The organism is Streptomyces sp. NPDC046939 (assembly GCF_040644575.1).
Lineage (GTDB): Bacteria > Actinomycetota > Actinomycetes > Streptomycetales > Streptomycetaceae > Streptomyces.
Map to the genome: position 1 here is coordinate 25,611 of NZ_JBEYWV010000041.1, position 22,960 is coordinate 48,570.

Consider the following 22,960-nt stretch of genomic DNA (forward strand, 5'->3'; position numbering starts at 1 on the left):
GATCGGACACGACATGCCCGTAGCAGTCTGCTCACTCAAGTTCGAGTCCGCGCACTCGGGAGCCCAGAAGATCGTCTACGACAGCGACGGCTACCACCTCGTGCGCTTCCCTTACGCGGCGGCCGAGGAGTCGTACGACCCGTGGAAGATGCACGATCCGGCCGCGGGCGGCGGCGCCTCGAAGTACCCGGACGCGCGCTCCGGCCTGATCTGGCCGAGCCACGACGGCTGGGCCACCCTGTCGGCGCTGCTCTACTGGGCGCCGGACAGCCGCGCCACCGAGTACCGGGCCCGCTTCGTGCGCGACCCGCTGAACCTGTCGACCCGCTACGACTCGACGGCGACGACGGACATCTCGGCGACGGGCGGCGGCCAGTACCGCTCCTACACCTGGCAGATGTTCGTCCACCCGGGCACCCCGGTCGGCTTCAAGATCTCGGCGCGGGCCGGTGACACCAAAATCGCGGTGCCGATCACCCTCGCCGAGTTCAAGATGGCGATCCATACGGACGTCATCCGCCCCTGAGCCGCCCGGCGGACCCGGAGGGCCGGGGGTGCGCCGCACCCCCGTCGCACCGTACGTCCTCCTAGGCCGTGACCAACTGCCGCACCCGCCTCGACGCCGCCACGGCCTCGTCGGTGAGCACCGGGCGCGGCACCACGATGCCGCAGTGGGCGCAGACGGGGCCCGACGACGGCTCGTGCGCCAGGTCGTGCTGCCAGACCAGCTCGGTGCCCGCGCACACGGGGCACCTGTCGCCGGGCTCGCGCTCCAGGGCCGCGATCAGCCGGCGCAACACCTCGGCCAGCGGCGCCGTGGGGTGCACCCTGGGGTCGTCGCACCAGGCGACGCCGAAGCCGCCCCAGGTCAGCCGGTGCCAGTCGTCGACGCTGCCCGGGCGGCGCAGCCCGTCGTGCTTCTCCTTGCGCCGTCGCTGGGCGAACGCGAACTCGTACGCGAGCCACACGGCCCGCGCCTCCTCCAGCTCCTCCAGGGCCGCCACCAGGCGGGCCGGCTCGGGGGAGCGGTCCTCGGGGCCGAACCCGGCCCGCGAGCACAGATGGTCCCAGGTGGCCCGGTGCCCGTAGGGAGCGAACCGCTCCAGGCACTTGCGCAGCGAGTAGCGCCGCAGCGCCAGATCGTTCCTCGGGTCGCGCACCTGTCTTGCCAGACTTCGGAATCCAGCCATCGCCCTGCACCTCCGTCACCCGTACGTCGGCGTCGCCGCGGCAAAAGAACGACGTCGCCGAGTAGACGTATCGACACGCGAATCGGATCCCTTTTCCGGACGGTGAATCTTTGTTCCTGTGTGGATTCCGAAAACGTGACGCATGTTCATCTTCTGTCGTCGGCTAACCGCCGGTAACCTCCGGCTCACCATCGTCGGGAGGACCAGGCATGCGACGACGCATCCCACGAACCACCCTGCACAGAAAGCCAGTCAGCCAGTCCGGCGGCTCCTTGCGGAGAATTACGGCCGCCGCGGCGCTCGTGCTCACCGCGGGACTGCTCTCCCCTCTCTCGACGGCCACGGCCGCCGACGACCCCGTACCCGTCAGCGACCACTGCAAGGGACAGTGCGCGGACATCCTGCCGCCCGGGGCGAACGGCAGTGCCACGCTCGCCGAGATCCTCGCCCACAAGCTGCTCGGTACCCAGCCCGCTCACGCCGACGATCAGCTCGGCCCTTACGACGCCCTGTCCTCCGGCTACCCCTCACTCACGGATGACACGCTCACGAACTTCTTCAACGACGCCTCCTTCGGTGTCCCCGACGGCCAGGTGGGGTCCGTCACCCGCCCGCGCGACGATGTGACGATCACCCGTGACAAGAAGAACGGCGTACCCCACATCAAAGGTTCCACGCGCTACGGGACCGAGTTCGGCGCCGGATACGCCGCAGGTCAGGACCGGCTCTGGCTCATCGACCTGTTCCGGCACATCGGCCGCGGCGAGCTGACCTCGTTCGCGGGCGGCGCCCTCGCGAACCAGGGCCTTGAGCAGGAGTTCTGGCCGCAGGCCCCGTACACCGAGGACGACCTGCAGAAACAGGTCGACTACATCAAGTCGACCGGCGGCGCCCGCGGGCAGCAGGCCATGGAGGACGCGCAGGCCTACATCGACGGCCTCAACGCCTACCGGGTCAAGTCCAAGAACGGCCGCTACTTCCCCGGCGAGTACGTCCTCACCGGCAAGATCGACGCGATCACCAACAGCGGCGAGATACAGCCGTTCAAGATCACCGACATGATCGCGCTCGCCTCGGTGGTCGGCGGGCTGTTCGGCAACGGCGGCGGGGGAGAGGTCGAGGCGGCCCTCTCGCTCATGAAGGCGCAGGAGAAGTACGGCGTCGAGAAGGGCACCCAGGTCTGGGAGTCCTTCCGGGGCCGCGACGACCCCGAGACCGTCACCACCATCCACGACGGCACGAGCTTCCCCTACGGGCAGAAACCGGCCACCGCACGCGGCCAGGCCATGCCCGACAAGAACTCCGTCACCCGCGAGCAACTCGTGTACGACCGCACGGGCTCGGCGGCGACGGCGGCGAGGTCCGGCACCGTCGCCAAGGACCCGGTGAAGGCGCCGTCGAAGCTCCAGCCGCTCCAGGGCATGTACGACGACGGCGTGCTCCCCGCCGACATGTTCACCGGCTCCGCCTCCAAGAAGGGCATGTCCAACGCCCTCCTCGTCTCCGGCAAGCACACCGCCTCCGGCAACCCGGTCGCCGTGTTCGGACCGCAGACCGGCTACTTCGCGCCGCAACTGCTGATGATGCAGGAGCTGCAGGGCCCCGGCATCAGCGCGCGCGGCGTCTCCTTCGCGGGCGTCGGCATGTACGTCCAGCTCGGCCGCGGCCAGGACTACTCCTGGTCGGCGACGTCCGCCGGGCAGGACATCACCGACACCTACGCGGTCCCGCTGTGCGAGCCGGGCGGCGGAGCCCCGACGAAGAACTCCACCTCCTACCTCTACCGGGGCACCTGCACCCCCATGGAGAAGCTGGAGAAGACCAACGCCTGGAAGCCGACGGTCGCCGACTCCACGGCCGCGGGCTCCTACCGGATGCAGGTCTTCCGCACCAAGTACGGCATCGTCACGCACCGCGCCACCGTCGACGGCAAGCCCGTCGCCTACACGTCGCTGCGCTCGACCTACCGCCACGAGGCCGACTCGATCATCGGCTTCCAGATGCTGAACGACCCGTCCTACGTCACGGACGCCGCGTCGTTCCAGAAGGCGGCCCAGCACATCAGCTACGCCTTCAACTGGTTCTACGCCGACAGCCGCGACATCGCGTACTACAACAGCGGCGACAACCCGGTGCGCGCCAAGGACGTCGACATGTCCCTGCCCGTCAAGGGCGAACAGGCGTATGAGTGGCAGGACTTCGACCCGACGAACAACACGGCGGCCCTCACCCCGCCGTCCCAGCACCCCAACTCCATCAATCAGGACTACTACATCTCCTGGAACAACAAGCAGGCCAGGGGCTTCACCGCCGCCAACTTCAGCCTCGGCGCCGTGCACCGCGGCAACCTCCTCGACGACCGCGTGAAGAAGCTGACCGCCAAGGGCGGCGTTACCCGCGCCTCGCTCACCCAGGCCATGGAGGAGGCCGCCGTCACCGACCTGCGCGGCGAACAGGTGCTGCCCGAGCTGCTCGCGGTGATCCGCAGCGCGCCCGTCACCGACCCCGCCGTCGAGAAGGCCGTGCAGCAGCTGGAGGCGTGGGGCAGGGCGGGCGCCCAGCGCAACCAGACGGCGGCGGGCTCCAAGACGTACGCGCACCCCGACGCCGTACGGATCATGGACGCCTGGTGGCCGCTCCTGGTGGAGGCCGAGTTCAAGCCGGGGCTCGGCGCCGATCTCTACCAGGCGCTCACCGGGCAGCTCAGCGTCGACGAGTCGCCCTCCGCCGGACACGGGCCGACCGGATCGCACGCCGGTTCCTCGTTCCAGTACGGCTGGTGGGGCTATGTCGACAAGGACCTGCGCACGGTCCTCGGCCGGCCGGTGCGGGGCAAGCTCGGCGACACCTACTGCGGCGCCGGATCGCTCACGGCCTGCCGCACCGCGCTCCTGACGAGCCTCGCCACCGCCGCGGCCAAGCCCGCCACCGAGGTGTACCCCGGTGACGACAGCTGCAAGGCCGGGGACCAGTGGTGCGCGGACACCATCGTCCACCGGGCGCTCGGCGGGATCACCCACCGGGGCATCCAGTGGCAGAACCGTCCGACGTACCAGCAGGTGGTGGAGTTCCCGACGCACCGCTGAGGGGGGGACGCGGGGCGGTCGGCACGCGCCGTCCGCCCCGCACCGCCTACGCGCGCACCCGTCCGGCCCCGAGCACCACCCGGGCCAGCTCCGGATGGAGGATGTCGCTGTGGGCCCCGGCCGGGGGCTCGCCGCGGCGCACGACCTGGGCCGCGTCCACGCTCACGCACCCCTGGCCGGGGACGCCCGACCTCAGCGCCTCCGCCAGCGTGAGCCGGACCGCGCCGGGAATGTCCTGGACGCCGTCGTACCCCATGGCGCCCCAGCGGACCCCGAGGTCGATGGCGCCGCGGTCGTCCCCGGCCAGCCGGGACGCCAGCGGGTACATCGTGGACAGCGCCATGTCGAAGTGCGAGTAGCAGGAGACCAGCGGCCCGTCGATCCGCGCCTGCTTCCCCTTCAGGGCGCCGCGGCCCGCGAAGGCGTAGTGCGAGAACGCGCCCTGGAGCAGCGTCACCGACTTCACGTTGCGGGCGGCGTTCGGCAGTCCGGCGAGCGCGAACGACACGAGCCGCGCCCCGAAGCTGTGCCCCACCAGATGCACCCGCACGTCCGGTGCGTCGTGCGCGAGGCGGCCGAGGAGCGGCCCGAGCCCGTCCTTGCCGACCTTGCCCGCACGTCGCTTCATCGCGAAGTACGTGGCCTGGCGCAGCAGTTCATGGGCGCCCTGCCACGCCCTGGCGAGACCGCCGGGCAGCCGGAACCCCGCGAGGCCCGTCGCCGCCTCCAGCGCCTCGGCGAACTGCTCGCACATCGCCCGCGTGTTCTCCTGGAGCATCGCCGGGGCGGTGTGCGGGGAGTCCTCGCCCTCGACGTCCGCGCCGAGCGCGCTGGGGCGGACCCCGACGAGCTGCCGGGTCAACCCGCCGAACTGGTCGAAGGCGTCGGCCCGGTCCGGCTGTTCGCCGAGGAGCCCGCCCAGCTTGCCGACGACCGTCTCACTGTGCGGGAAGGTCCGCCCGAGCGCCTGCCTGGTGCCCTGGTCGAGCGTCGTGCGGGGCGCGACCGGAGCGGCCGGAGCACTCGCCGCGCGGGCCCGGTCGAAGTCCGGGATCTCCTCGTCCGTGAAGCGCATGGACGGCCACCGCAGCCCCGCGTAGCCGAGCGCGGCACCGGGCGCGAGCGACGGGATCGGTGCGAAGAAGCGGTCGAAGAGGCGGACCGCCATGTCCCGGTCGTTGTTCCAGCCGTGCGTGAGGAGGATCAGGTCCCGGACGCCGCGCTCGCGCACCTCGCGCAGCAGCCGGTCGCGCCGTCCGGGCTCCGGGTCCCCGTCGGCGTCGAACACCAGCTCCCAGTAGGGACGTACGTGTACTTCCGGTACGGCCATGGCCCACCCCCGTGGCAGTAGTCCGTGCGGTGTGCCGCATCGTCCTGCGGGGGCCGGTGATTGGCCATACGTCCGTCGGCGGCATCGCCGGGCGGGGTCAGGCCAGTTCGCGCTCGCGGGTCTCCGGCAGCGCGAGGACGCACAGCAGCGAGACGACCGCCATCGCGCTCACGTACCAGCCCACCGACGACGAGCCGAACGCGCCCTGGAGCCGCGTCGCCACCAGCGGCGCCACCGCGCCGCCGAGCACACCGCCCAGGTTGTACGCGAAGGAGGCGCCCGAGTAGCGCACCCGCACCCCGAACAGCTCCGGCAGATAAGCCCCCATCGGGCCGTAGACGACCCCCATGCAGAACAGGGCGCCACCGAGCGCGAGCGCGATGAGCACGGGCTGCTCGGTGTCCATCAGCGGGAACAGGGCGAGCCCCCAGACGACGGCCAGGGCCGAGCCCACGAGGACCATCCTGCGCCGGCCGCCCGCGTCCGAGCGCGTCGCCGCCAGCCAGGTACCGGCGGCCAGGAACAGACACGCCACCAAGGACACCGCGAGCATCGTGGAGCGCGGCACGCCGAGCGTCTTCGTGCCGTACGCCAGGCAGTACGTGGTCGCCGTGTAGAAGAGGCCGTACGCGATCACCATGCCGCCCGCGCCGAGCAGGATCTCCCGGGGATGGCGCTTGAAGACCTCCAGGGCGGGCGCCTTGCTGGCCTCCTGCTCCGCCATGACCTTCGCGAAGACCGGTGTCTCGCTGATCCTCAGCCGTACGAACAGGCCGACGGCGACCAGGAGGAAGGAGAGCAGGAACGGGACGCGCCAGCCCCACGACCGGAACGCGTCGTCCGAAAGCGACTCGGAGAGCAGCCAGAAGATGCCGGTCGCCGCGAAGAAGCCGACCGACGGGCCGAGCTGGGGGAACGCCGCGAACATGCCGCGCCTGCCGCGCGGCGCGTGCTCCACCGCAAGGAGCGCGGCGCCGCCCCACTCGCCGCCCAGGCCCACACCTTGCAGGAACCTGAGCAGGACGAGGAGGAGCGGCGCCCAGACGCCGAGCGTGTCGTAGCCGGGGAGCAGGCCGACGAACGCCGTCGACAGGCCCATCAGGAGCAGCGACGCCACCAGGACCGACTTGCGGCCGACCCGGTCGCCGAAGTGTCCGAAGACCAGCGAGCCGATCGGGCGGGCCGCGAACGCGACGGCGTACGTCGAGAACGAGGCGAGCGTCGCGTTGAGCGAGGACAGGTTCGGGAAGAACGCCTCGTTCAGGACGAGCGCGGCGGCCGTTCCGTAGACGTAGAAGTCGTAGAACTCGATGGCGGTGCCGATGAAACTGGCCACGGCCACGCGTCTCAGGCTCTCCGCCTGGGGGTGCGGATTCGGCGGGGCCGGGGCCTTGTTCTGGCTGGTGGGGTCGTCTTTGAGCACGCTCCGTACTTTTGCGGTAGCTGTATCTTGCAGTCAATGGGTGGGACGCGCCGTCTCGGTTGATGAGATCGTCGCCGGGTGCGGGGCTCGTCGTGGTTGCTCGCGCAGTTCCCCGCGCCCCTGAGGTACCTCTACCTGTACGTCAGATACTTCGCTCGGGTGCTGCGGAATGTGCGCAATTCGTCCTGCCAGGCTGCTACCACCTCGTCCGTGGTCGCTCCGGCGTCGATCATCGTGCGGACCTGGGTCGAGCCCGTCAGCTTGTCGATCCAGTTGTCCGGGCGCCAGGCGAAGCCCGGCCAGACCTTCTTCGCCGTGATGAGCAGGGCGATGCCGGTGCGGACCGGGTCGAAGGTCTCCCTGTCGTCCACGTGGAGCTGGACGCCGCCGATCGTTTTCCCCTGGAACTTGGAGAACGTCGGGGCGAAGTACGCCTCCCTGAACTTCACCCCGGGCAGTCCCTCCTCGTTCGCCCTCGCCGCCCAGCGGCCGTCGATGCCGTCCGCGCCGAGGAGTTCGAAGGGGCGGGTGGTGCCGCGGCCCTCGGAGAGGTTCGTGCCCTCGAAGAGGCAGGTGCCGGAGTAGACGAGCGCCGTGTCCGGGGTCGGCATGTTCGGGCTCGGCGGGACCCACGGCAGGCCCGAGGCGTCGTAGAAGTCCCCGCGCCGCCAGCCCGTCATCGTCACGGTCGTCAGCTCGACGGGGCGGGCCAGGTACTCGGCGTTGAACAGGCGCGCAAGCTCCGTCACCGTCATGCCGTGGGCCTGCGAGATCTCCCGGCGGCCGACGAACGTGGCGAACTCCTTGTGCAGGACGGGACCGTACGCGTTCCGGCCGGTCACCGGGTTCGGGCGGTCCAGGACGACGAACCGTTTCCCCGCGAGCTGGGCCGCCTCCATGCAGTCGTACAGCGTCCAGATGTACGTGTAGAAGCGCGCGCCCACGTCCTGGATGTCGAAGACGACCGTGTCGACGCCGGACGCCGTGAAGATGTCGGCCAGCGCCTGCCCGCTCTTCAGATACGTGTCGTAGACGGGGAGTCCGGTCGCCGGGTCGTCGTAGCGGCCCTCGGAGCCGCCCGCCTGTGCGGTGCCGCGGAAGCCGTGCTCGGGGCCGAACACCGCGGTCAGGTTCACGCGGTCGTCGGGGTGCATGACGTCGACGATGTGCCGGACATCGCGGGTGACGCCGGTCGGGTTGGTGACGATGCCGACCCGTTCGCCGTCGAGCAGCCGGTAGCCGTCCGCGCGGAGCCGCTCGAAGCCGGTCCGCAGGCGGTGCCCGCCACCGGGCGCGGCGCTCGCCGAGCCGGCGCCCAGGCTCAGGGCGCCGGTCGCACCCACCGCCCCCGCGCTCGCCGCGAGCAGCAACCGTCTCGACACGTTCATGCGAAAACCTCCGGCGTCGGCGTCCGTATCGGCATCAGCGGAACTGGCATGCCCATGCACGCTAACCCCCGGACCGGTGACGGGGAACGAAGCGCACGCGGATCACCTACGGAAACCCCTTCCGTGACGACATACCGACTGGTTAGTCTGCTGAGGCAACCGAGCCGTTCCGCGGCGTGCCGAAGTCGTGTCGAAGGAGACCGATGGTGGAGAGTCTGCAAGGCCAGGGGATCGTCGTGACCGGCGCGGGCGGTGGCATCGGTGCCGCGCTCGCCCGCCGGTTCGCCGCCACCGGGGCCCGTGTCGTCGTCAACGACCTGGACGCCGACAAGGCCGCGAAGGTCGCCGGCGAGATCGGCGCGACGGCCGTCCCCGGCGACGCCTCCGCGATCATCGACGAGGCCCGCGACGCGCTCGGCGGCACCGTCGACGTCTACTGCGCCAACGCCGGGCTCGCCTCCGGCGGCACCGAGGCCGCCGACGAGCAGGTGTGGGCGCTGGCCTGGGACGTCAACGTCATGGCGCACGTCCGCGCCGCGCACGCCCTCATCCCCGACTGGCTGGAGCGCGGCAGCGGCCGCTTCGTCTCCACCGTCTCCGCCGCCGGACTGCTGACCATGGTCGGCGCGGCCCCGTACAGCGTCACCAAGCACGGCGCGTACGCCTTCGCCGAATGGCTGTCGCTCACGTACCGGCACCGGGGGATCAAGGTGCACGCGATCTGCCCGCAGGGCGTCCGCACCGACATGCTGACCGCCGCCGGATCGGCCGGTGAGCTGGTGCTCGCGCCGACCGCGATCGAGCCCGACGACGTCGCGGAGGCGCTGTTCAAGGGGATGGAGGAGGACCGCTTCCTGATCCTGCCGCACCCCGAGGTCGCCGAGTACTACGCGGCCCGCGCCGCCGTCCCCGAGCGCTGGCTCGCCAACATGAACCGCATCCAGCAGAAGTGGGAGGCCACCCGGTGACGGACGTGACGACCGGCTCGATCTACGCCGCCCGGCCCTGGCTCGGCGTCCTCAACGACGCGCAGAAGGCGCCGGTCCACCCGGCCGCCACCCTCGCCCACGCCTTCGCCGACGCCGTGCGCCGCGCCCCCGACCGCACCGCCCTCGCCTACTTCGACGGCCGCCTCACCTACGCCGAGGTCGACGCCCTGTCGGACTCGGTGGCCGGGCACCTCGCCGCCAAGGGGCTCCAGCGCGGCGACCGGGTCGCGATCATGCTGCAGAACAGCCCGCACTTCGTGCTCGCGCTGCTCGGCGCGTTCAAGGCGGGCGCGGTCGTCGTCCCCGTCAACCCGATGTACAAGTCGGGCGAGGTCGGGCACGTCCTGCACGACGCCGAGGTGACCGGCCTCGTCTGTACGGACCGGGCCTGGGAGGCGTATCTGCGCGGGACGGCGGCGGACGCGCCGGCCGTCCGCGTCGTGCTCACCGCCTGCGAGCTCGACCTCCAGACGCGCAACGACGAGCGGGTCCTGAAGTTCGACCGGGTGACCCCGGTGGCCGAGGACGCCGACGACCTGGTGGCCGTCGCCCGCGCAGGCCACGCGGCGCCCGCGCCGGACCGGCTGCCGGCCGCCGACGACATCGCGCTGATCAGCTACACCTCGGGTACGAGCGGCACCCCCAAGGGCGCCACCAACCTGCACCGCAACATCATGTACAACGCCGAGCGGCAGCGGACCGGGCTCGGCATCCCCGAAGGCGCCACGTACTTCGCGCTCGCGCCGCTGTTCCACATCACCGGCATGGTCTGCGAACTCGTCGCGTGCGTCGCCAACACGGGGACGCTCGCGCTCGCCTACCGCTTCGAGCCCGGCGTCGTCCTCGACGCGTTCGCCGAGCACAAGCCCGCCTACACGGTCGGCCCGTCCACCGCGTTCATGGCGCTCGGCGCCCAGCCGCAGGCGACCCGCGAGCACTTCGCCTCCTTCGCCTCCATCTCCTCGGGCGGCGCGCCGGTGCCGCCCGCCCTCGTGGAGAAGTTCCGCGCCGACTTCGGCCCCTACATCCACAACGGCTACGGGCTCACCGAGTGCACCGCGCCCTGCGCCTCCGTGCCGCCCGGCGTCGAGGCGCCCGTCGACCCGGTCTCCGGCACCCTCGCGGTCGGCGTGCCCGGCCCCGAGTCGGTCGTCCGCATCCTCGACGACCTCGGCAACGAGGTGCCGTTCGGCGAACAGGGCGAGATAGCGGTGCGCGGCCCCCAGGTCGTGCCCGGCTACTGGCGCCGCCCCGACGCCACCGCCGAGGCGTTCCCCGACGGCGAGCTGCGCACCGGCGACATCGGCTTCATGGACGAGAGCGGCTGGCTCTACGTCGTCGACCGCAAGAAGGACATGATCAACGCGTCCGGCTTCAAGGTCTGGCCCCGCGAGGTCGAGGACGTCCTCTACACCCACCCCGCCGTGCGCGAGGCGGCCGTCGTAGGCGTCCCGGACCCCTACCGCGGCGAGACCGTCAAGGCGTACGTGAGCCTGCGCCCCGGCGCCGACGCCACCTCCGAGGAGCTGTCCGCGTACTGCGCGGAACGCCTCGCCGCGTACAAGTACCCCCGCGAGGTGGAGGTCCTGCGCGAGCTTCCCAAGACGGCGAGTGGGAAGATCCTCCGACGAGAGTTGCGTTCGGCCCACGAGTGAGGACGTTCTCCCGCGGAGTGAGACACGAAGTGAGCGAAAGGCAGGTGGCGGCAGTGCCCAGGACGACGACGGACGGCGACGGCACGCCCGTTCCGCAACGACTCCTCGCGGCCGCCACCCGGCTGTTCGCCGAGCGCGGCTACGACCGCACGTCGGTGCAGGAGATCGTGGAGGCGGCGGGCGTCACCAAAGGCGCCCTCTACCACTACTTCGGCTCCAAGGACGATCTCCTGCACGAGGTGTACGCGCGCGTGCTCCGCCTCCAGCAGGAGCGGCTCGACGCGTTCGCCGACCGGGACGAGCCGGTCGAGCAGCGGCTGCGCGAGGCCGCGGCGGACGTCGTCGTGACGACGATCGACAACCTCGACGACGCCTCGATCTTCTTCCGCTCCATGCACCACCTCAGCCCCGAGAAGAACAAGCAGGTACGGGCCGAGCGCCGGCGCTACCACGAGCGGTTCCGGGCGCTGATCGAGGAGGGCCAGAAGACCGGCGTCTTCTCCACCGAGACCCCGGCCGACCTCGTCGTCGACTACCACTTCGGCTCGGTCCACCACCTGTCCACCTGGTACCGCCCCGACGGCCCGCTCACCCCGCAGCAACTCGCCGACCAACTGGCGGACCTGCTCCTCCGGGCGCTGCGCCCGTAGAGCGGCGGCGGACACTGACCCCAGGGGCGCGGGGCCGTATCGATCAGCAGCTCCGCTGCGGGGCGCGACCAGCCACGAAGCACCCGCACCCGGCAATGAAACTAGACGTACCGCTTCAGCTCCCGCCGCGCGAGCGAGCGCTGGTGCACCTCGTCCGGCCCATCAGCCAAGCGCAGCGTCCGCGCCCCCGCCCAGAGCTCCGCCAGCGGATAGTCCTGCGACACACCACCCGCCCCGTACAACTGCACCGCCTTGTCGATGATGTCGACGACCGTGCGCGGGGTGGCGATCTTGATGGACTGGATCTCGGTGTGGGCGCCACGGTTGCCGACCGTGTCCATCAGCCAGGCCGTCTTCAGGACGAGGAGGCGCAACTGCTCCACGGCCACGCGCGCGTCCGCGATCCACTCCTGCACGACACCCTGCTGGGCGAGCGGCTTGCCGAAGGCGGTACGGGCGACGGCCCGCTTGCACATCAGCTCGATGGCGCGCTCGGCCATGCCGATCAGGCGCATGCAGTGGTGGATGCGGCCGGGACCGAGCCGCGCCTGGGCGATGCCGAAGCCGCCGCCCTCCTCGCCGATCAGATTGGTGGCGGGCACGCGCGCGTGGTCGAAGATGACCTCGGCGTGGCCGCCGTGCCAGTGGTCCTCGAAGCCGTACACGGTCATGGCCCGGCGGACCTCGACGCCCGGGGTGTCGCGGGGGACGAGGACCATGGACTGCTGGCGGCGGATGTCGGGGCCGTCGGGGTCGGTCTTGCCCATGACGATGAAGATCTTGCAGTCCGGGTTCATGGCGCCGGAGATGTAGAACTTGCGGCCCGTGATGACGTAGTCGTCGCCGTCGCGCTCGATGTGCGTCGTGATGTTCGTGGCGTCCGAGGAGGCGACCTCGGGCTCCGTCATCGCGAACGCGGAGCGGATCTCCCCGGCGAGCAGCGGCTCCAGCCACTGCTTCTTCTGGGCCTCGGAGCCGAACTGTGCGAGCACCTCCATGTTGCCGGTGTCGGGCGCGGCACAGTTCAGCGCGGTCGGCGCGAGCTGCGGGGAGCGGCCGGTGATCTCGGCGAGCGGCGCGTACTGGAGGTTGGTGAGCCCGGCGCCGTGCTCGGCGTCGGGCAGGAACAGGTTCCACAGGCCCTGCTTGCGGGCCTCGGCCTTCAGCTCCTCGACGATCGCCGGGGTCTGCCAGGGCGAGTCGAGCGCGGCGCGCTGCTCACCGGCGACGGCCTCGGCCGGGTACACGTGGTCGTCCATGAAGGCGAGGAGGCGCTCCCGCAGCTCCTGCGTCCGGGCGTCGAATGCGAAGTCCATGGAGGGATCAGCCTTCCTTGAGGTCCTGGAGGGTGGTGAGGCCGTGCTCGATGAAGACCGGGACCAGTTCGCCGATCCGGTCGAAGCCCGCGCCGACGGTCTGGCCGAGCGTGTAGCGGTAGTGGATGCCCTCCAGAATCACGGCGAGCTTGAACCAGGCGAAGGCCGTGTACCAGGAGACGGCGGACACGTCGCGCCCCGAGCGCGTGGCGTACCGCTCGACCAGTTCGGCGGGTGCGGGGTGGCCGGGGGCCGAGGCGGTCGTGGAGATGGGGGAGTTGGGCAGCTCCAGCTTGGCGCTGTACATGACGAGGAGGCCGAGGTCGGTGAGCGGGTCGCCGAGCGTGGACATCTCCCAGTCGAGGATGGCTTTGATGCGGTCGGCGCCGTCCGCCGCGTCCTGGCGTACGAGCACGTTGTCGAGGCGGTAGTCGCCGTGCACGATCGTCGCGGCGGGGGAGGCGGGCAGGGAGCGGCCGAGCGCGGCGTGCAGCTCGTCGATGCCGGCGAGGTCGCGGTTGCGGGAGGCGTCGAGCTGCTTGCCCCAGCGGCGCAGTTGCCGGTCGAGGAAGCCCTCCGGGCGGCCGAAGTCGGCGAGGCCCACCTCCGCCGGGTCCACCGCGTGCAGGTCCACGAGCGTGTCGACGAGCCCGAGCACGACGGCCCGGGTCCGCTCGGGCCCGAGCGGCGCCAGCTCCTCGGCGGTCCGGTACGGGGTGCCCTCCACGAACTCCATGACGTAGAACGGGGCGCCGATCACCTCCGTGTCCTCGCACAGGAGCAGCGGCTCGGGGACCGGTACGGCGGTCGGGTGCAGTCCGGCGATCACCCGGTGCTCGCGCTTCATGTCGTGCGCGGTGGCCAGGACGTGCCCGAGCGGCGGCCGCCTGACCACCCACTTCGCGGCCCCGTCGGTGACCTCGTACGTCAGGTTGGAGCGCCCGCCCTCGATGAGCCGCCCGGAGAGCGGACCGCCGACCAGGCCGGGCCGCTCACGGTCGAGGTGGCCGCGCAACTGGTCGAGGTCGAGGCCAGGGGGGTGACTCATCGAGATCCTCCGGGAGTCCGGTCGGGTGGTGCGCAAGGGGCGGCGATGCGCTGGACCTCATCATGCCGACCAGTCGGTATGTCGTCCAGTGGCTGACGGAAACGTGACAGCCGTTACGTACCTCGGGGCGCCCCCGTCACACCACGAGCGCCGCCGCGAACACCGCCAGGGCGACCGTGCACAACGCCGCCGTCGTCGCACCCCGCCGGGACAGCAGCGGGGGCGCCGCCTCGTGCAGCGCGAGCGCGGTGATCCTGCGATGGGCCACCGCGAGGAAACCAAGCCACACCACGAGGCACAGCGCCGCCGACACGATGCCGAGCGGGCCGATCCCGCCGTGCAGGACCGTCTTCACCGCGAGCACCGCCGCGACCGTGCAGGACAGCGTCGTACGCCGCCACGCGAGCCGCGTCCTGGCCGGCTGCAACCCGGGATCACGCGCGGGCGCGTCGTACGCCCCGGCGGACCCGCTCACCCTTCCCAGCCCACGACCACCACGACGACCATCGCGACCGCGACCAGCGCCACCACCAGGCTCAGCACCGCCGGGAACCGCGACACCGGCAGATCCTCGCCCCGCCGCATCGCCCGCTCGCACCGCACCCAGTGGCTCACCGCCCGCAACGAGCAGAGCACCCCCGCCGCGAGCAGCGCGAGCGCGAGACCGACCCGCCACGCCCAGCGCAGGTCCGGCAGGAACTGGTCCACGGCGAAGCCGCCGCCGATCAGCGCGAGCGCGGTGCGCACCCACGCCAGGAACGTGCGCTCGTTGGCCAGCGAGAACCGGTAGTCGGGGGTGTTCCCCTCGTTCCTGACCCGCTCCGGGGCGAACCAGAGCCGGGCGTTGCGCGCGAAGTCGATCACTGGCACGACCTTACCCGTGCGTCACGCGCGCGCCCTGAGCCGCTCGTACGCCGCCATGCTGTCCGGCGTCCACTGCCACTCGCCGAGCCGCCGCTCCAGCTCCGCCGGGCTCAGGAACGCGTACCAGTCGACCTCCTCGGCCTGGGGGTCGACGGGCAGCGCGCACGTCACCTCGTAGACGGACGACCACCAGGAGCCGCCGTCGGCTCCGCCCTCGTACAGGAACTTGAACAGCGGCGTCGGTGCCGGGAGGCCCCGCACGCCCAGTTCCTCCTCGGCCTCCCGCAGCGCGGCCTCGTCGTAGCTCTCCCCGGCGCCGACGACTCCGCCGACGAACATGTCGTAGCGGCCCGGGAAGACGAGCTTGGTGGTGGTGCGCCGGTGCACAAAGACCTTGCCCTCCGGGTCCCGGGCCAGGACGAACACGGCCCGGTGCCGTAGGCCCCGCCGGTAGGCATCCCCTCGGGGGGCCTGCGCGATGACGCGGTCCTGCGCGTCGACGATGTCCAGAATCTCCTCAGCGGGGTCCATACGGCGAGGCTAATCCAGCCATGCCGGGTGCGGGTGCGGGTGCGTCGTGGCTGGTCGCGCAGTTCCCCGCGCCCCTGGAATGCGCACTGCGTGCGGCATTCCCCTCGTTGTCCGGGTGCGCCGCCGTCGTGGTTGCTCGCGCAGTTCCCCGCGCCCCTGAGATGCGCACTTCGTGCGCCATCTCAGGGAGGCGCGTCGTCGGGAGGCGCGCCCTCAAGGGATGCGCGTCGTCGGGAGGTGCGCCTTCAAGGGAGGCGCGGCCTCGGGGGAGGCGCACCTCGGGGGAGGCGCGGCGCAGCCGCAGGCCTCCAGGGGCGCGGGGAACTGCGCGACCAGCCACGACGCGACCCGCACCCGGCAACACACCCATCGGCCGGACCCCTACGCCCCGCTCCGCATCTGATCCCGGTCCCGCGCGGCAGCGCCTGGCATGGCGGGATGCAGCCCCAGCAGAATCACCCCCGCCACGACCCCGGCCAGCCCCACCGCCTCCCACGCCAGCGCCCCCGCGTCCATCCGCAACTGGTCCCCGAGGAACCCCACCCCGCACACGATCCCGGCGAGCGGCTGCGCCGCGGTGAGCGCGGGCAGGGACATCCGCAGCGGCGCCGTCTCGAAGGCGCTCTGGACGAGGACGAGCCCGGTCACCCCGAGCGCGAAGACGGCGTACGGCTGCCAGGACGTGAGCAGCCCGCCCCACCCGTCCGCCCCGAACCGCTGCCCGGAGACGCGGGTCAGGGCGTCCTGCACCCCGTACAGCAGCCCGGCCGCGACGGCGAGCAGCGCGGGCCCCGCGCTGAGCCGGGACCGCTTGGCGAGCCCCGCGAGGAACAGCGCACCCCCGATCATGGCGCCGATGATCAGCCAGTGTCGTAGGGGATCGGTCACGGCCGTGCCGCCGCGCGGCTGACCCGCCACGATGAACGCCGTGACGCCGCCCGCGAGCAGCAGGAGGCCCGCCCAGCCCTGCCGCCCGAGCGGCTGTCTCGTCTGGCGGCGCGAGAGGACGAGCGCGAAGAGCAGGTTCGTCGCGAGGAGCGGCTCGACCAGCGTCACCTCGCCCCGCCCGAGCGCGACGGCCCCCAGCGCCATGCCGCAGATCATGAACCCGATGCCGGCGAGCCAGCGCGGCACCCGGACGAGGTCGATCAGCAGCCGGGGGGAGAGGAAGTCGCCGAGCGGGGCGTGCTGCGCCGCGTTCTGCTGGAGGACGAAGCCGATGCCCAGGCAGAACGCCGCGCTCACGGCGAGGACGAGTACGAGAACCGACACGCTGCGCACCTCGGACGGCTGCGATACGGGCTGGAGTGGCTATGTGCCGACGATAGCGCCCCGGGGCGCCCGCCGCCCCACGACGAGTACCCCGCACGGCACACCCGGCACCCGAACTCGGGCAGCGAACGGCCGAGTTGATCAAGTTCGTCACCGGATCACCCTTGACGCGGAGGTTCTCCTACCGGTTTGCTGTGCGTGATCATTCGTTCCGGGGCCGCGCAGTGCCGCGTCAGTGCCGCACGTTCGCCGCTTCGTGGCCGGAGAAGTCCGGGACCGACCATCCCGGATCAACAGTCGTAGCTGAGATGTCGTAGAGGAACCGCCGCGGTGTCCCCACCCCCGCCTCCGCTCGGGCGCCCCCGGAAGAAGGCCGCGCACTCCTTCGACCCCGCGCTCGACGACGCCGGGCTCGTCGCCGCCCGCGCCGCGCTCGCCCAGGGCCGGTGGACCGAGGCGCGGACGCTGCTCGCCGAGACGGGGGACGACTGGGACCGCCGCGGCCACCGCGTGATGGGGCTCGCGCAGGAGCCGACCGCCACCGCCTGGGTCCGCGACTGGCGGCTCGCCGAACCCGAGTCGACGGACGCGCCCGTCCTGCTCGCCTGCGCCGCCGTGTACCGCGCCGTGGCCGGGAAGGGCCGCCCCGACAAGGCGCGCGCCGCCTGCCGGGAGGCCGCCGCCCTGGTGCCGCGCGATCCGACGCCCTGGCTCGGTCTGCTGCTCCTGGAGCGCGAGTTGGGCCGCGAGGAGGACGTCGTACGCCTCTTCGACGAGGTGCGGCTGCGCTACCCGGTCCACCATCACGCGCACCACCTGATGGTGGCCAGGCTCGCCGAGCGGCGCGCCGCCGCGGGTCAGGACCCCTTGCACGAGGTGTACGACTTCGCGGCCTGGGCCGCCGAACAGGCCCCGGCGGACTCGCCGTTGGCGGTGCTGCCGGTGATCGCGCACGCCGAGCGCTACCGCGTCCTCGCGAGGGCGGGCGTCGAGCCGCCCGACCCGAAGGCGTCCGGGCACTGGACGGGCCGGCGGGCCCGCGTCGTCATGAAGGCCGCGTTCGACTGGTGGCTGGAGTGGGGCGACCCGCACGACCGGGCCGGTGCCGCCCACCCGCGCGGCCGCATCGACCTCAACTTCCTGGCCCATGCCAAGTACTGCGAGGGCCGCCCCGCCGAGGCCGCCGCCCTCTTCCACCGCATCGGCACGCACCTCACCCCGGCGCCCTGGTCCTACCCGGACCGGGACCCGTACGAAGCGTTCCACGCCGCGCGCGACGCCGCGCTCGGCGCGGCCTAGACGACCAGACGGCGCACCTGACCAGGAAGGACAACCCCGCGATGACGACGGGCAGTTCGAGCACGAGCGACAGAGCCGTGGCGGCCGAGCCGGGCATCAGCACGTATCTGGGCGAGGAGAGCGCGCTGCGCGCCGGGCGGCTCGGCACGGCCGGGCTGCTGCTCTCCGTGCTCGCCGCGACCGGGCCGCTGATGGTGGTCGCGGGCGTGATGCCGACGACGTTCGCCGTCATGGGCGTGGTTGGCATGCCCCTGCTCTTCCTGATCCTCGGCATCGTCCTGACCCTCTTCAGCGTCGGCTACGCCGAGATGAGCCGCCACGTGCACAACGCGGGCGCCTTCTACGCGTACATCTCCCGCGGCCTCGGCCCGACGACCGGCGCGGCGGCGGCCCTGGTCGCGCTCGTCGCGTACAGCGTCCTCCAGGTCGGCATCTTCGGCATCTTCGGCTTCGAGGTCGCCGGCCTCTTCCAGCAGTACCTCGACGTCGAGCTGGCCTGGTGGATACCGGCGCTGCTGGCCGTCGTCGCGGTCGGCGTCCTCGCCCTGCTGAAGATCGACGTGAACGCGAAGGTGCTCGGCGTCCTGCTGCTCCTCGAGGTCGCCGTCGTGGTCGTCTTCGACGTCGCGGCGCTCGGCGACCCGGGCCGCGAGGGCCTGTCGATGCACGCCTTCGACCCGTCCACGCTCTCCGGCGTCGGCCTCGGCACCGCCCTGTGCTTCTGCATCGCCGCGTTCACCGGCTTCGAGCAGGCGCCCGTCTACGCGGAGGAGACCAGCCGCCCGCACATCCTCGTGCCCCGCGTCATGTTCCTGGCCGTCGGCGGCGTCGCCCTCTTCTTCGCGTTCAGCTCCTGGGCGATGACCGTGGCCACGGGCCCGGCGGGCATCGTGGGCGCGGCCCAGAAGCAGTCGACCACGCTCCTGTTCGGCCTGACCGAGGACCGGCTCGGCGGGACCTTCACCGACGTCGTCCACGTCCTGTTCGTCACCGGCATGTTCGCGGCGCTGCTCAGCTTCCACAACGTGGTCGCCCGGTACGCGTTCGCCATGGGCCGCGAGGGCCTGCTCCCGGCCCGCTTCGGCCGCACCAACAGCGGCAGCGGCGCGCCCGGCACCGGCTCGATCCTGCAGTCCGTGATCTCGCTGATCGTCGTCGTGTGCTTCGCGGTCGCCGACGACGGCAAGGCGGGCGACCCGACCGCCCCGGTCCTGCACCTGTTCACGTGGGGCGGCAACGTGGGCGCGCTCGGCGTCATCCTGCTGATGGCCACGGCGTCCCTCGCGGTCATCGTCTTCTTCGTCAAGCGCGGCGCGGCGGGCCCGCAGGCGTGGCGTCTGGTGTCGTCCGGTATCGCGGGCCTGGCCCTGCTCGTCATCGCCGGTTACACGATCAAGGACTTCGACGTCCTGGTCGGCTCGGGCCCCGACTCCGCCCTGAACTGGCTGCTGCCCGGCATCATCGCCCTCGCCGCGCTCGTCGGCGTCGTCTACAGCCTCGTCCTGCGCTCCCGCAACCCGGAGGCGCACGCACGGATCGGCCTGGGCAACGAGGCGTTCCAGCTGGAGAAGAAGGCCGGCTGAGACCGGCCACCGCCCCGGCGGACCACTTCGGCCCCGCCCCCCGTCACCTCTGGTGACGGGGGGCGGGGCCGAAGTGCGTTGCAGGGCGGTCCTAGATGACCAGCGAGAGCAGCAGGACCAGGGCGCCCGCGACCACGGAGATGATCGTCTCCATGATCGACCAGGTCTTCACCGTCTGGCCGACGCTGAGCCCGAAGTACTCCTTGACCAGCCAGAACCCGGCGTCGTTGACGTGGCTGAAGAACAGCGAGCCCGCGCCGATCGCGAGGACCAGGAGCGCCGTGTGCGAGTCCGACATGTTCGCGGCGAGGGGCGCGACGAGACCGGCGGCCGAGACGGTCGCGACGGTCGCCGAACCGGTGGCGAGGCGGATCACGACGGCGATCAGCCAGGCGAGCAGGAGCGCAGGGATGGACCAGTCCTTGGAGATGTCCAGGACCATCTGGCCGACGCCCGAGTCGATGAGGGTCTGCTTGAAGCCGCCGCCCGCGCCGACGATGAGGAGCACGCCCGCGATCGGGGCGAGGGACTTCTCGGTGGTGGCCTGGAGCTTGCCCTTGGTGAACCCGGCCGGGCGGCCGAGCGTGAACATGCCCACGATGACGGCGACGAGCAGGGCGGTCAGCGGGTTGCCGATGACATCGAAGACACGCTGCACGGTGGCCTCGGGGTCGTCCACGACGATGTCGACCAGGGCCTTGGCCAGCATCATCACGACCGGCAGCAGGATGGTGGCGACGGCGGCGCCGAAGCTCGGCCGCCTCTCCAGGTCGTCGGAGGCGCGGCCCGGGACCATCTTGTCGGGCACGGGCACGTCCACCCAGCGGGCGGCGTACTTGGAGAAGACGGGACCGGCGATGATGACCGTCGGGATCGCGACGACGATGCCGAGCGCGAGCGTGATGCCCAGGTTGGCCTTGACGGCGTCGATCGCGACGAGCGGGCCGGGGTGCGGCGGGATCAGACCGTGCATGACCGACAGACCGGCGAGCGCCGGGATGCCGATCCGCATCAGGGAGTAGTTGCCGCGCTTGGCGACCATCAGGACGACCGGGATCAGCAGCACGATGCCGACCTCGAAGAAGAGCGGCAACCCGATCACGGCGGCGATCAGGACCATCGCCCACGGCATCGCCTTGCCGCCGGACTTCCCGGCCTTGGCGAGGATCGTGTCGACGATCTGGTCCGCGCCGCCGGAGTCGGCGAGCAGCTTGCCGAGGATCGCGCCGAGCGCGATCAGCACGCCCACACCCGCGACCGTGGAGCCGAGACCCGCGGTGAAGCTGGTGATCACCTTGTCGAGCGGCGCCCCGGCGACCGCGCCGAGCGCGAGCGAGCCGATGGTGAGCGCCAGGAAGGCGTGGAGCTTGAACTTCGTGATGAGCAGGACGATGACGGCGATGCCCGCGAGGACGGCGATCCCGAGCTGGGCGTGGCCCGCGGAGGTGATCGGCTCGACGGCGTCCGCTGCCAGCATCTCGACGCTGAGACTGGTCACGGTTGATCCTTGGTGCGTGGGAAGGGGTTCGGGAACGAGGAGGGGCTGAGAGCTACTCGGAGTCGAGCGCGGCCAGGGCCTCGACGGCCCGGTCCGCGATCTCCTCGGGAGAGCCCGACACATCGACGGCGACGCCCGCCTCGTCCGCCGCGAGCGGCTGGAGCGTGGCGAACTGCGAGTCCAGGAGCGCGGTCGGCATGAAGTGGCCCTTCCGCTGCGCCATCCGGTCCTCGATGAGTTCACGGCTGCCGGTGAGGTGCACGAAGACGACGCCGGGGGCGGCGGCTCGCAGCCGGTCGCGGTAGGCGCGCTTGAGGGCCGAGGAGCTGACCACCCCGCCGAGCCCGGCCCGGCCGTGCGCCCACTCGCCGATGGCGTCCAGCCACGGCCAGCGGTCGTCGTCCGTCAGGGGCGTGCCGGCGGTCATCTTGGCGATGTTGGCCGGGGGGTGGAAGTCGTCGCCCTCGGCGTACGGAACGCCGAGCCGTTCGGCGAGCAGGGGACCGATCGTTGTCTTGCCGGTGCCCGCTACGCCCATGACCACGACGACGTGGGGGGTGCTCATCGCTGCCTCGCTGTCCTCATCGGTGTCTTCGTCGACATCGCTGTGTTCACGCCACTGAAACTCAATAGGTCTGACTAATTCAAGAGACTGTGACTTAAAAGTCAGACTTTTTGTTGGCCGTGCCCGAACCGTACGCTGAACCCCATGACCACGAAGGACCGGGGACTGCACGCCCGCGTACTGGACAGCCTCGGTCCCGCCATCACCGCGGGCGAGTACCCCGAGGGCAGCGTGTTGCGCACGGACGAGCTCGCCCAGCGCTACGAGGTGTCGCGCTCCGTCATGCGCGAGGCGGTCCGGGTCCTGGAGTCGATGCACCTGGTGGCGTCGCGGCGCCGGGTCGGCGTCACCGTCCGCCCGGCGGCGGAGTGGAACGTCTACGACCCGCAGGTCATCCGCTGGCGGCTGGCCGGCGCCGACCGGCCGCGCCAGTTGCGCTCGCTGACCGTGCTGCGTTCGGCGGTCGAGCCGGTCGCGGCCGGGCTCGCCGCGCGGTACGCCTCGGCCGAGCAGTGCGCCGCGCTCACCGAGTGCGCGCTCGGCATGGTCGCCACCTCACGCGGCCATCAGCTGGAGGGCTACCTCGTCCACGACATCGAGTTCCACCGCATCGTGCTCAACGCGTCGGGCAACGAGATGTTCGCCCACCTCGGCGACCTCGTCGCCGAGGTCCTCGCGGGCCGCACCCACCACCAGGTCATGTTCGAGGACCCGGACCCGGCGGCGGTGACCCTGCACGTCTCGGTCGCGGAGGCGGTACGGGAAGGGGACGCGGAGCGCGCGGAGGCGCTCACGCGCGAGATCGCGGTCGGGGCGCTCCAGGAACTGGACATCCTGGCGCCCTGAACCGCCTTGCGCAAATGGGGGAGTTACTCGATGAAGTCCCCGTCGACGTACACCCAGGCGCCGCCCACCCGCAGGAACTGACTCCGCTCGTGCAGCGCGCCCGCCCGGCCGCCGTCCTTGTAGCGGGCGCGGAAGGTGACGGTGCCGCTCTGGTGGAACGCGGAGCCGTCGGTGGCGTCCAGGACCTCCAGACCGGCCCAGGTCAGCGCCGGGTCGAACTCGATCACCGGCGGCCGGGTGTCCGGGTGCCAGGTGCGCAGCAGGTACGCGGCGTCCTTGCGCGCGAACGCCGTGTACCGCGAGCGCATGAGGGCCTCGGCCGTGGGCGCGGCCGCGGCGCCCGAGTGGTAGCGGCCGCAGCAGTCCTCGTACGGCTGGGGGAGACCGCACGGGCAGGTGGGGGAGGTGGGGCGTGCCATGGGCCCAT

The 22,960-nt window shown here is 71.7% G+C and carries 21 protein-coding genes; 8 read left to right on the forward strand and 13 right to left on the reverse strand.

Annotation, left to right across the window (positions count from 1 at the left end; translation table 11 throughout):
- The first annotated feature begins 13 nt into the window (after positions 1-13).
- Positions 14-526 carry a hypothetical protein gene (locus ABZ877_RS33975; protein ID WP_361079409.1) on the forward strand — a complete coding sequence of 171 codons (513 nt, stop codon included), beginning with the start codon at positions 14-16 and terminating at the stop codon, positions 524-526.
- 61 nt (positions 527-587) lie between these two features.
- On the opposite strand, the gene ABZ877_RS33980 is transcribed toward ABZ877_RS33975, so the two are convergent.
- Entirely contained in the window at positions 588-1,190 is a 603-nt protein-coding gene (locus tag ABZ877_RS33980; protein WP_361079411.1) for a hypothetical protein, read from the reverse strand.
- A 209-nt stretch (positions 1,191-1,399) separates the two neighbouring features.
- Here ABZ877_RS33980 and ABZ877_RS33985 point away from each other — a divergent pair, with 209 nt between their 5' ends.
- A complete protein-coding gene (locus tag ABZ877_RS33985) occupies positions 1,400-4,276 on the forward strand; it encodes a penicillin acylase family protein (RefSeq protein WP_361079413.1) in 2,877 nt (958 codons plus the stop codon).
- 46 nt (positions 4,277-4,322) lie between these two features.
- Here ABZ877_RS33985 and ABZ877_RS33990 read toward each other — a convergent pair whose 3' ends face one another.
- The 3 genes from ABZ877_RS33990 to ABZ877_RS34000 all read right to left on the reverse strand — a co-directional run bounded on the left by ABZ877_RS33990 (position 4,323) and on the right by ABZ877_RS34000 (position 8,417).
- Complete coding sequence (locus ABZ877_RS33990) at positions 4,323-5,606, reverse strand: serine-threonine protein kinase (RefSeq protein WP_361079415.1); 1,284 nt, start codon at positions 5,604-5,606, stop codon at positions 4,323-4,325.
- Positions 5,607-5,703: 97 nt separating this feature from the next.
- On the reverse strand, positions 5,704-6,957 hold the full coding sequence (locus ABZ877_RS33995) for an MFS transporter (protein ID WP_361079507.1): 1,254 nt from the start codon (positions 6,955-6,957) through the stop codon (positions 5,704-5,706).
- A 203-nt stretch (positions 6,958-7,160) separates the two neighbouring features.
- A complete protein-coding gene (locus tag ABZ877_RS34000) occupies positions 7,161-8,417 on the reverse strand; it encodes a DUF1343 domain-containing protein (protein ID WP_361079416.1) in 1,257 nt (418 codons plus the stop codon).
- Positions 8,418-8,620: 203 nt separating this feature from the next.
- Here ABZ877_RS34000 and ABZ877_RS34005 point away from each other — a divergent pair, with 203 nt between their 5' ends.
- The 3 genes from ABZ877_RS34005 to ABZ877_RS34015 are packed head-to-tail and all read left to right on the forward strand — an operon-like array spanning position 8,621 to position 11,711.
- Positions 8,621-9,385: an SDR family oxidoreductase gene (locus tag ABZ877_RS34005; RefSeq protein ID WP_361079418.1), complete on the forward strand. Its 765-nt coding sequence runs from the start codon at positions 8,621-8,623 to the stop codon at positions 9,383-9,385.
- Positions 9,382-11,061, forward strand: a complete 1,680-nt coding sequence (locus ABZ877_RS34010) for an AMP-binding protein (protein ID WP_361079420.1) — start codon at positions 9,382-9,384, stop codon at positions 11,059-11,061. The genes ABZ877_RS34005 and ABZ877_RS34010 overlap by 4 nt, the downstream gene beginning before the upstream one ends.
- Positions 11,062-11,114: 53 nt before the next feature.
- Positions 11,115-11,711 carry a TetR/AcrR family transcriptional regulator gene (locus tag ABZ877_RS34015; RefSeq protein WP_361079421.1) on the forward strand — a complete coding sequence of 199 codons (597 nt, stop codon included), beginning with the start codon at positions 11,115-11,117 and terminating at the stop codon, positions 11,709-11,711.
- Between the two features lie 101 nt (positions 11,712-11,812).
- Here the strand turns inward: ABZ877_RS34015 and ABZ877_RS34020 are convergent, their stop codons facing one another.
- The 6 genes from ABZ877_RS34020 to ABZ877_RS34045 all read right to left on the reverse strand — a co-directional run bounded on the left by ABZ877_RS34020 (position 11,813) and on the right by ABZ877_RS34045 (position 16,742).
- Positions 11,813-13,027, reverse strand: a complete 1,215-nt coding sequence (locus ABZ877_RS34020) for an acyl-CoA dehydrogenase family protein (protein WP_361079423.1) — start codon at positions 13,025-13,027, stop codon at positions 11,813-11,815.
- 7 nt (positions 13,028-13,034) lie between these two features.
- Entirely contained in the window at positions 13,035-14,081 is a 1,047-nt protein-coding gene (locus ABZ877_RS34025; RefSeq protein WP_361079509.1) for a phosphotransferase family protein, read from the reverse strand.
- Positions 14,082-14,211: 130 nt separating this feature from the next.
- On the reverse strand, positions 14,212-14,550 hold the full coding sequence (locus ABZ877_RS34030; RefSeq protein ID WP_361079425.1) for a DUF202 domain-containing protein: 339 nt from the start codon (positions 14,548-14,550) through the stop codon (positions 14,212-14,214).
- Complete coding sequence (locus ABZ877_RS34035) at positions 14,547-14,939, reverse strand: DUF202 domain-containing protein (RefSeq protein WP_361079427.1); 393 nt, start codon at positions 14,937-14,939, stop codon at positions 14,547-14,549. Before ABZ877_RS34035 ends, ABZ877_RS34030 begins: the two co-directional genes overlap by 4 nt.
- 21 nt (positions 14,940-14,960) lie before the next feature.
- Positions 14,961-15,470, reverse strand: a complete 510-nt coding sequence (locus tag ABZ877_RS34040; RefSeq protein ID WP_361079429.1) for an NUDIX domain-containing protein — start codon at positions 15,468-15,470, stop codon at positions 14,961-14,963.
- A 381-nt stretch (positions 15,471-15,851) separates the two neighbouring features.
- Entirely contained in the window at positions 15,852-16,742 is an 891-nt protein-coding gene (locus tag ABZ877_RS34045; protein ID WP_361079431.1) for a DMT family transporter, read from the reverse strand.
- Between the two features lie 330 nt (positions 16,743-17,072).
- Here ABZ877_RS34045 and ABZ877_RS34050 point away from each other — a divergent pair, with 330 nt between their 5' ends.
- Positions 17,073-18,041 (forward strand): hypothetical protein, encoded by a 969-nt coding sequence (locus ABZ877_RS34050; RefSeq protein WP_361079433.1) that lies wholly within the window; start codon positions 17,073-17,075, stop codon positions 18,039-18,041.
- A 41-nt stretch (positions 18,042-18,082) separates the two neighbouring features.
- Positions 18,083-19,624, forward strand: a complete 1,542-nt coding sequence (locus ABZ877_RS34055) for an APC family permease (RefSeq protein ID WP_361079435.1) — start codon at positions 18,083-18,085, stop codon at positions 19,622-19,624.
- Between the two features lie 91 nt (positions 19,625-19,715).
- Here the strand turns inward: ABZ877_RS34055 and ABZ877_RS34060 are convergent, their stop codons facing one another.
- Positions 19,716-21,122, reverse strand: coding sequence for a gluconate:H+ symporter (locus ABZ877_RS34060; RefSeq protein ID WP_361079437.1), 1,407 nt, complete (start codon positions 21,120-21,122; stop codon positions 19,716-19,718).
- Positions 21,123-21,174: 52 nt separating this feature from the next.
- Positions 21,175-21,687 carry a gluconokinase gene (locus ABZ877_RS34065; protein ID WP_361079439.1) on the reverse strand — a complete coding sequence of 171 codons (513 nt, stop codon included), beginning with the start codon at positions 21,685-21,687 and terminating at the stop codon, positions 21,175-21,177.
- Between the two features lie 144 nt (positions 21,688-21,831).
- On the opposite strand from ABZ877_RS34065, the gene ABZ877_RS34070 reads away from it, so the two are divergent.
- Positions 21,832-22,533: an FCD domain-containing protein gene (locus ABZ877_RS34070; RefSeq protein ID WP_361079441.1), complete on the forward strand. Its 702-nt coding sequence runs from the start codon at positions 21,832-21,834 to the stop codon at positions 22,531-22,533.
- 23 nt (positions 22,534-22,556) lie between these two features.
- On the opposite strand, the gene ABZ877_RS34075 is transcribed toward ABZ877_RS34070, so the two are convergent.
- Positions 22,557-22,952, reverse strand: a complete 396-nt coding sequence (locus tag ABZ877_RS34075) for a YchJ family metal-binding protein (protein ID WP_361079443.1) — start codon at positions 22,950-22,952, stop codon at positions 22,557-22,559.
- Between the last annotated feature and the right edge of the window lie 8 nt (positions 22,953-22,960).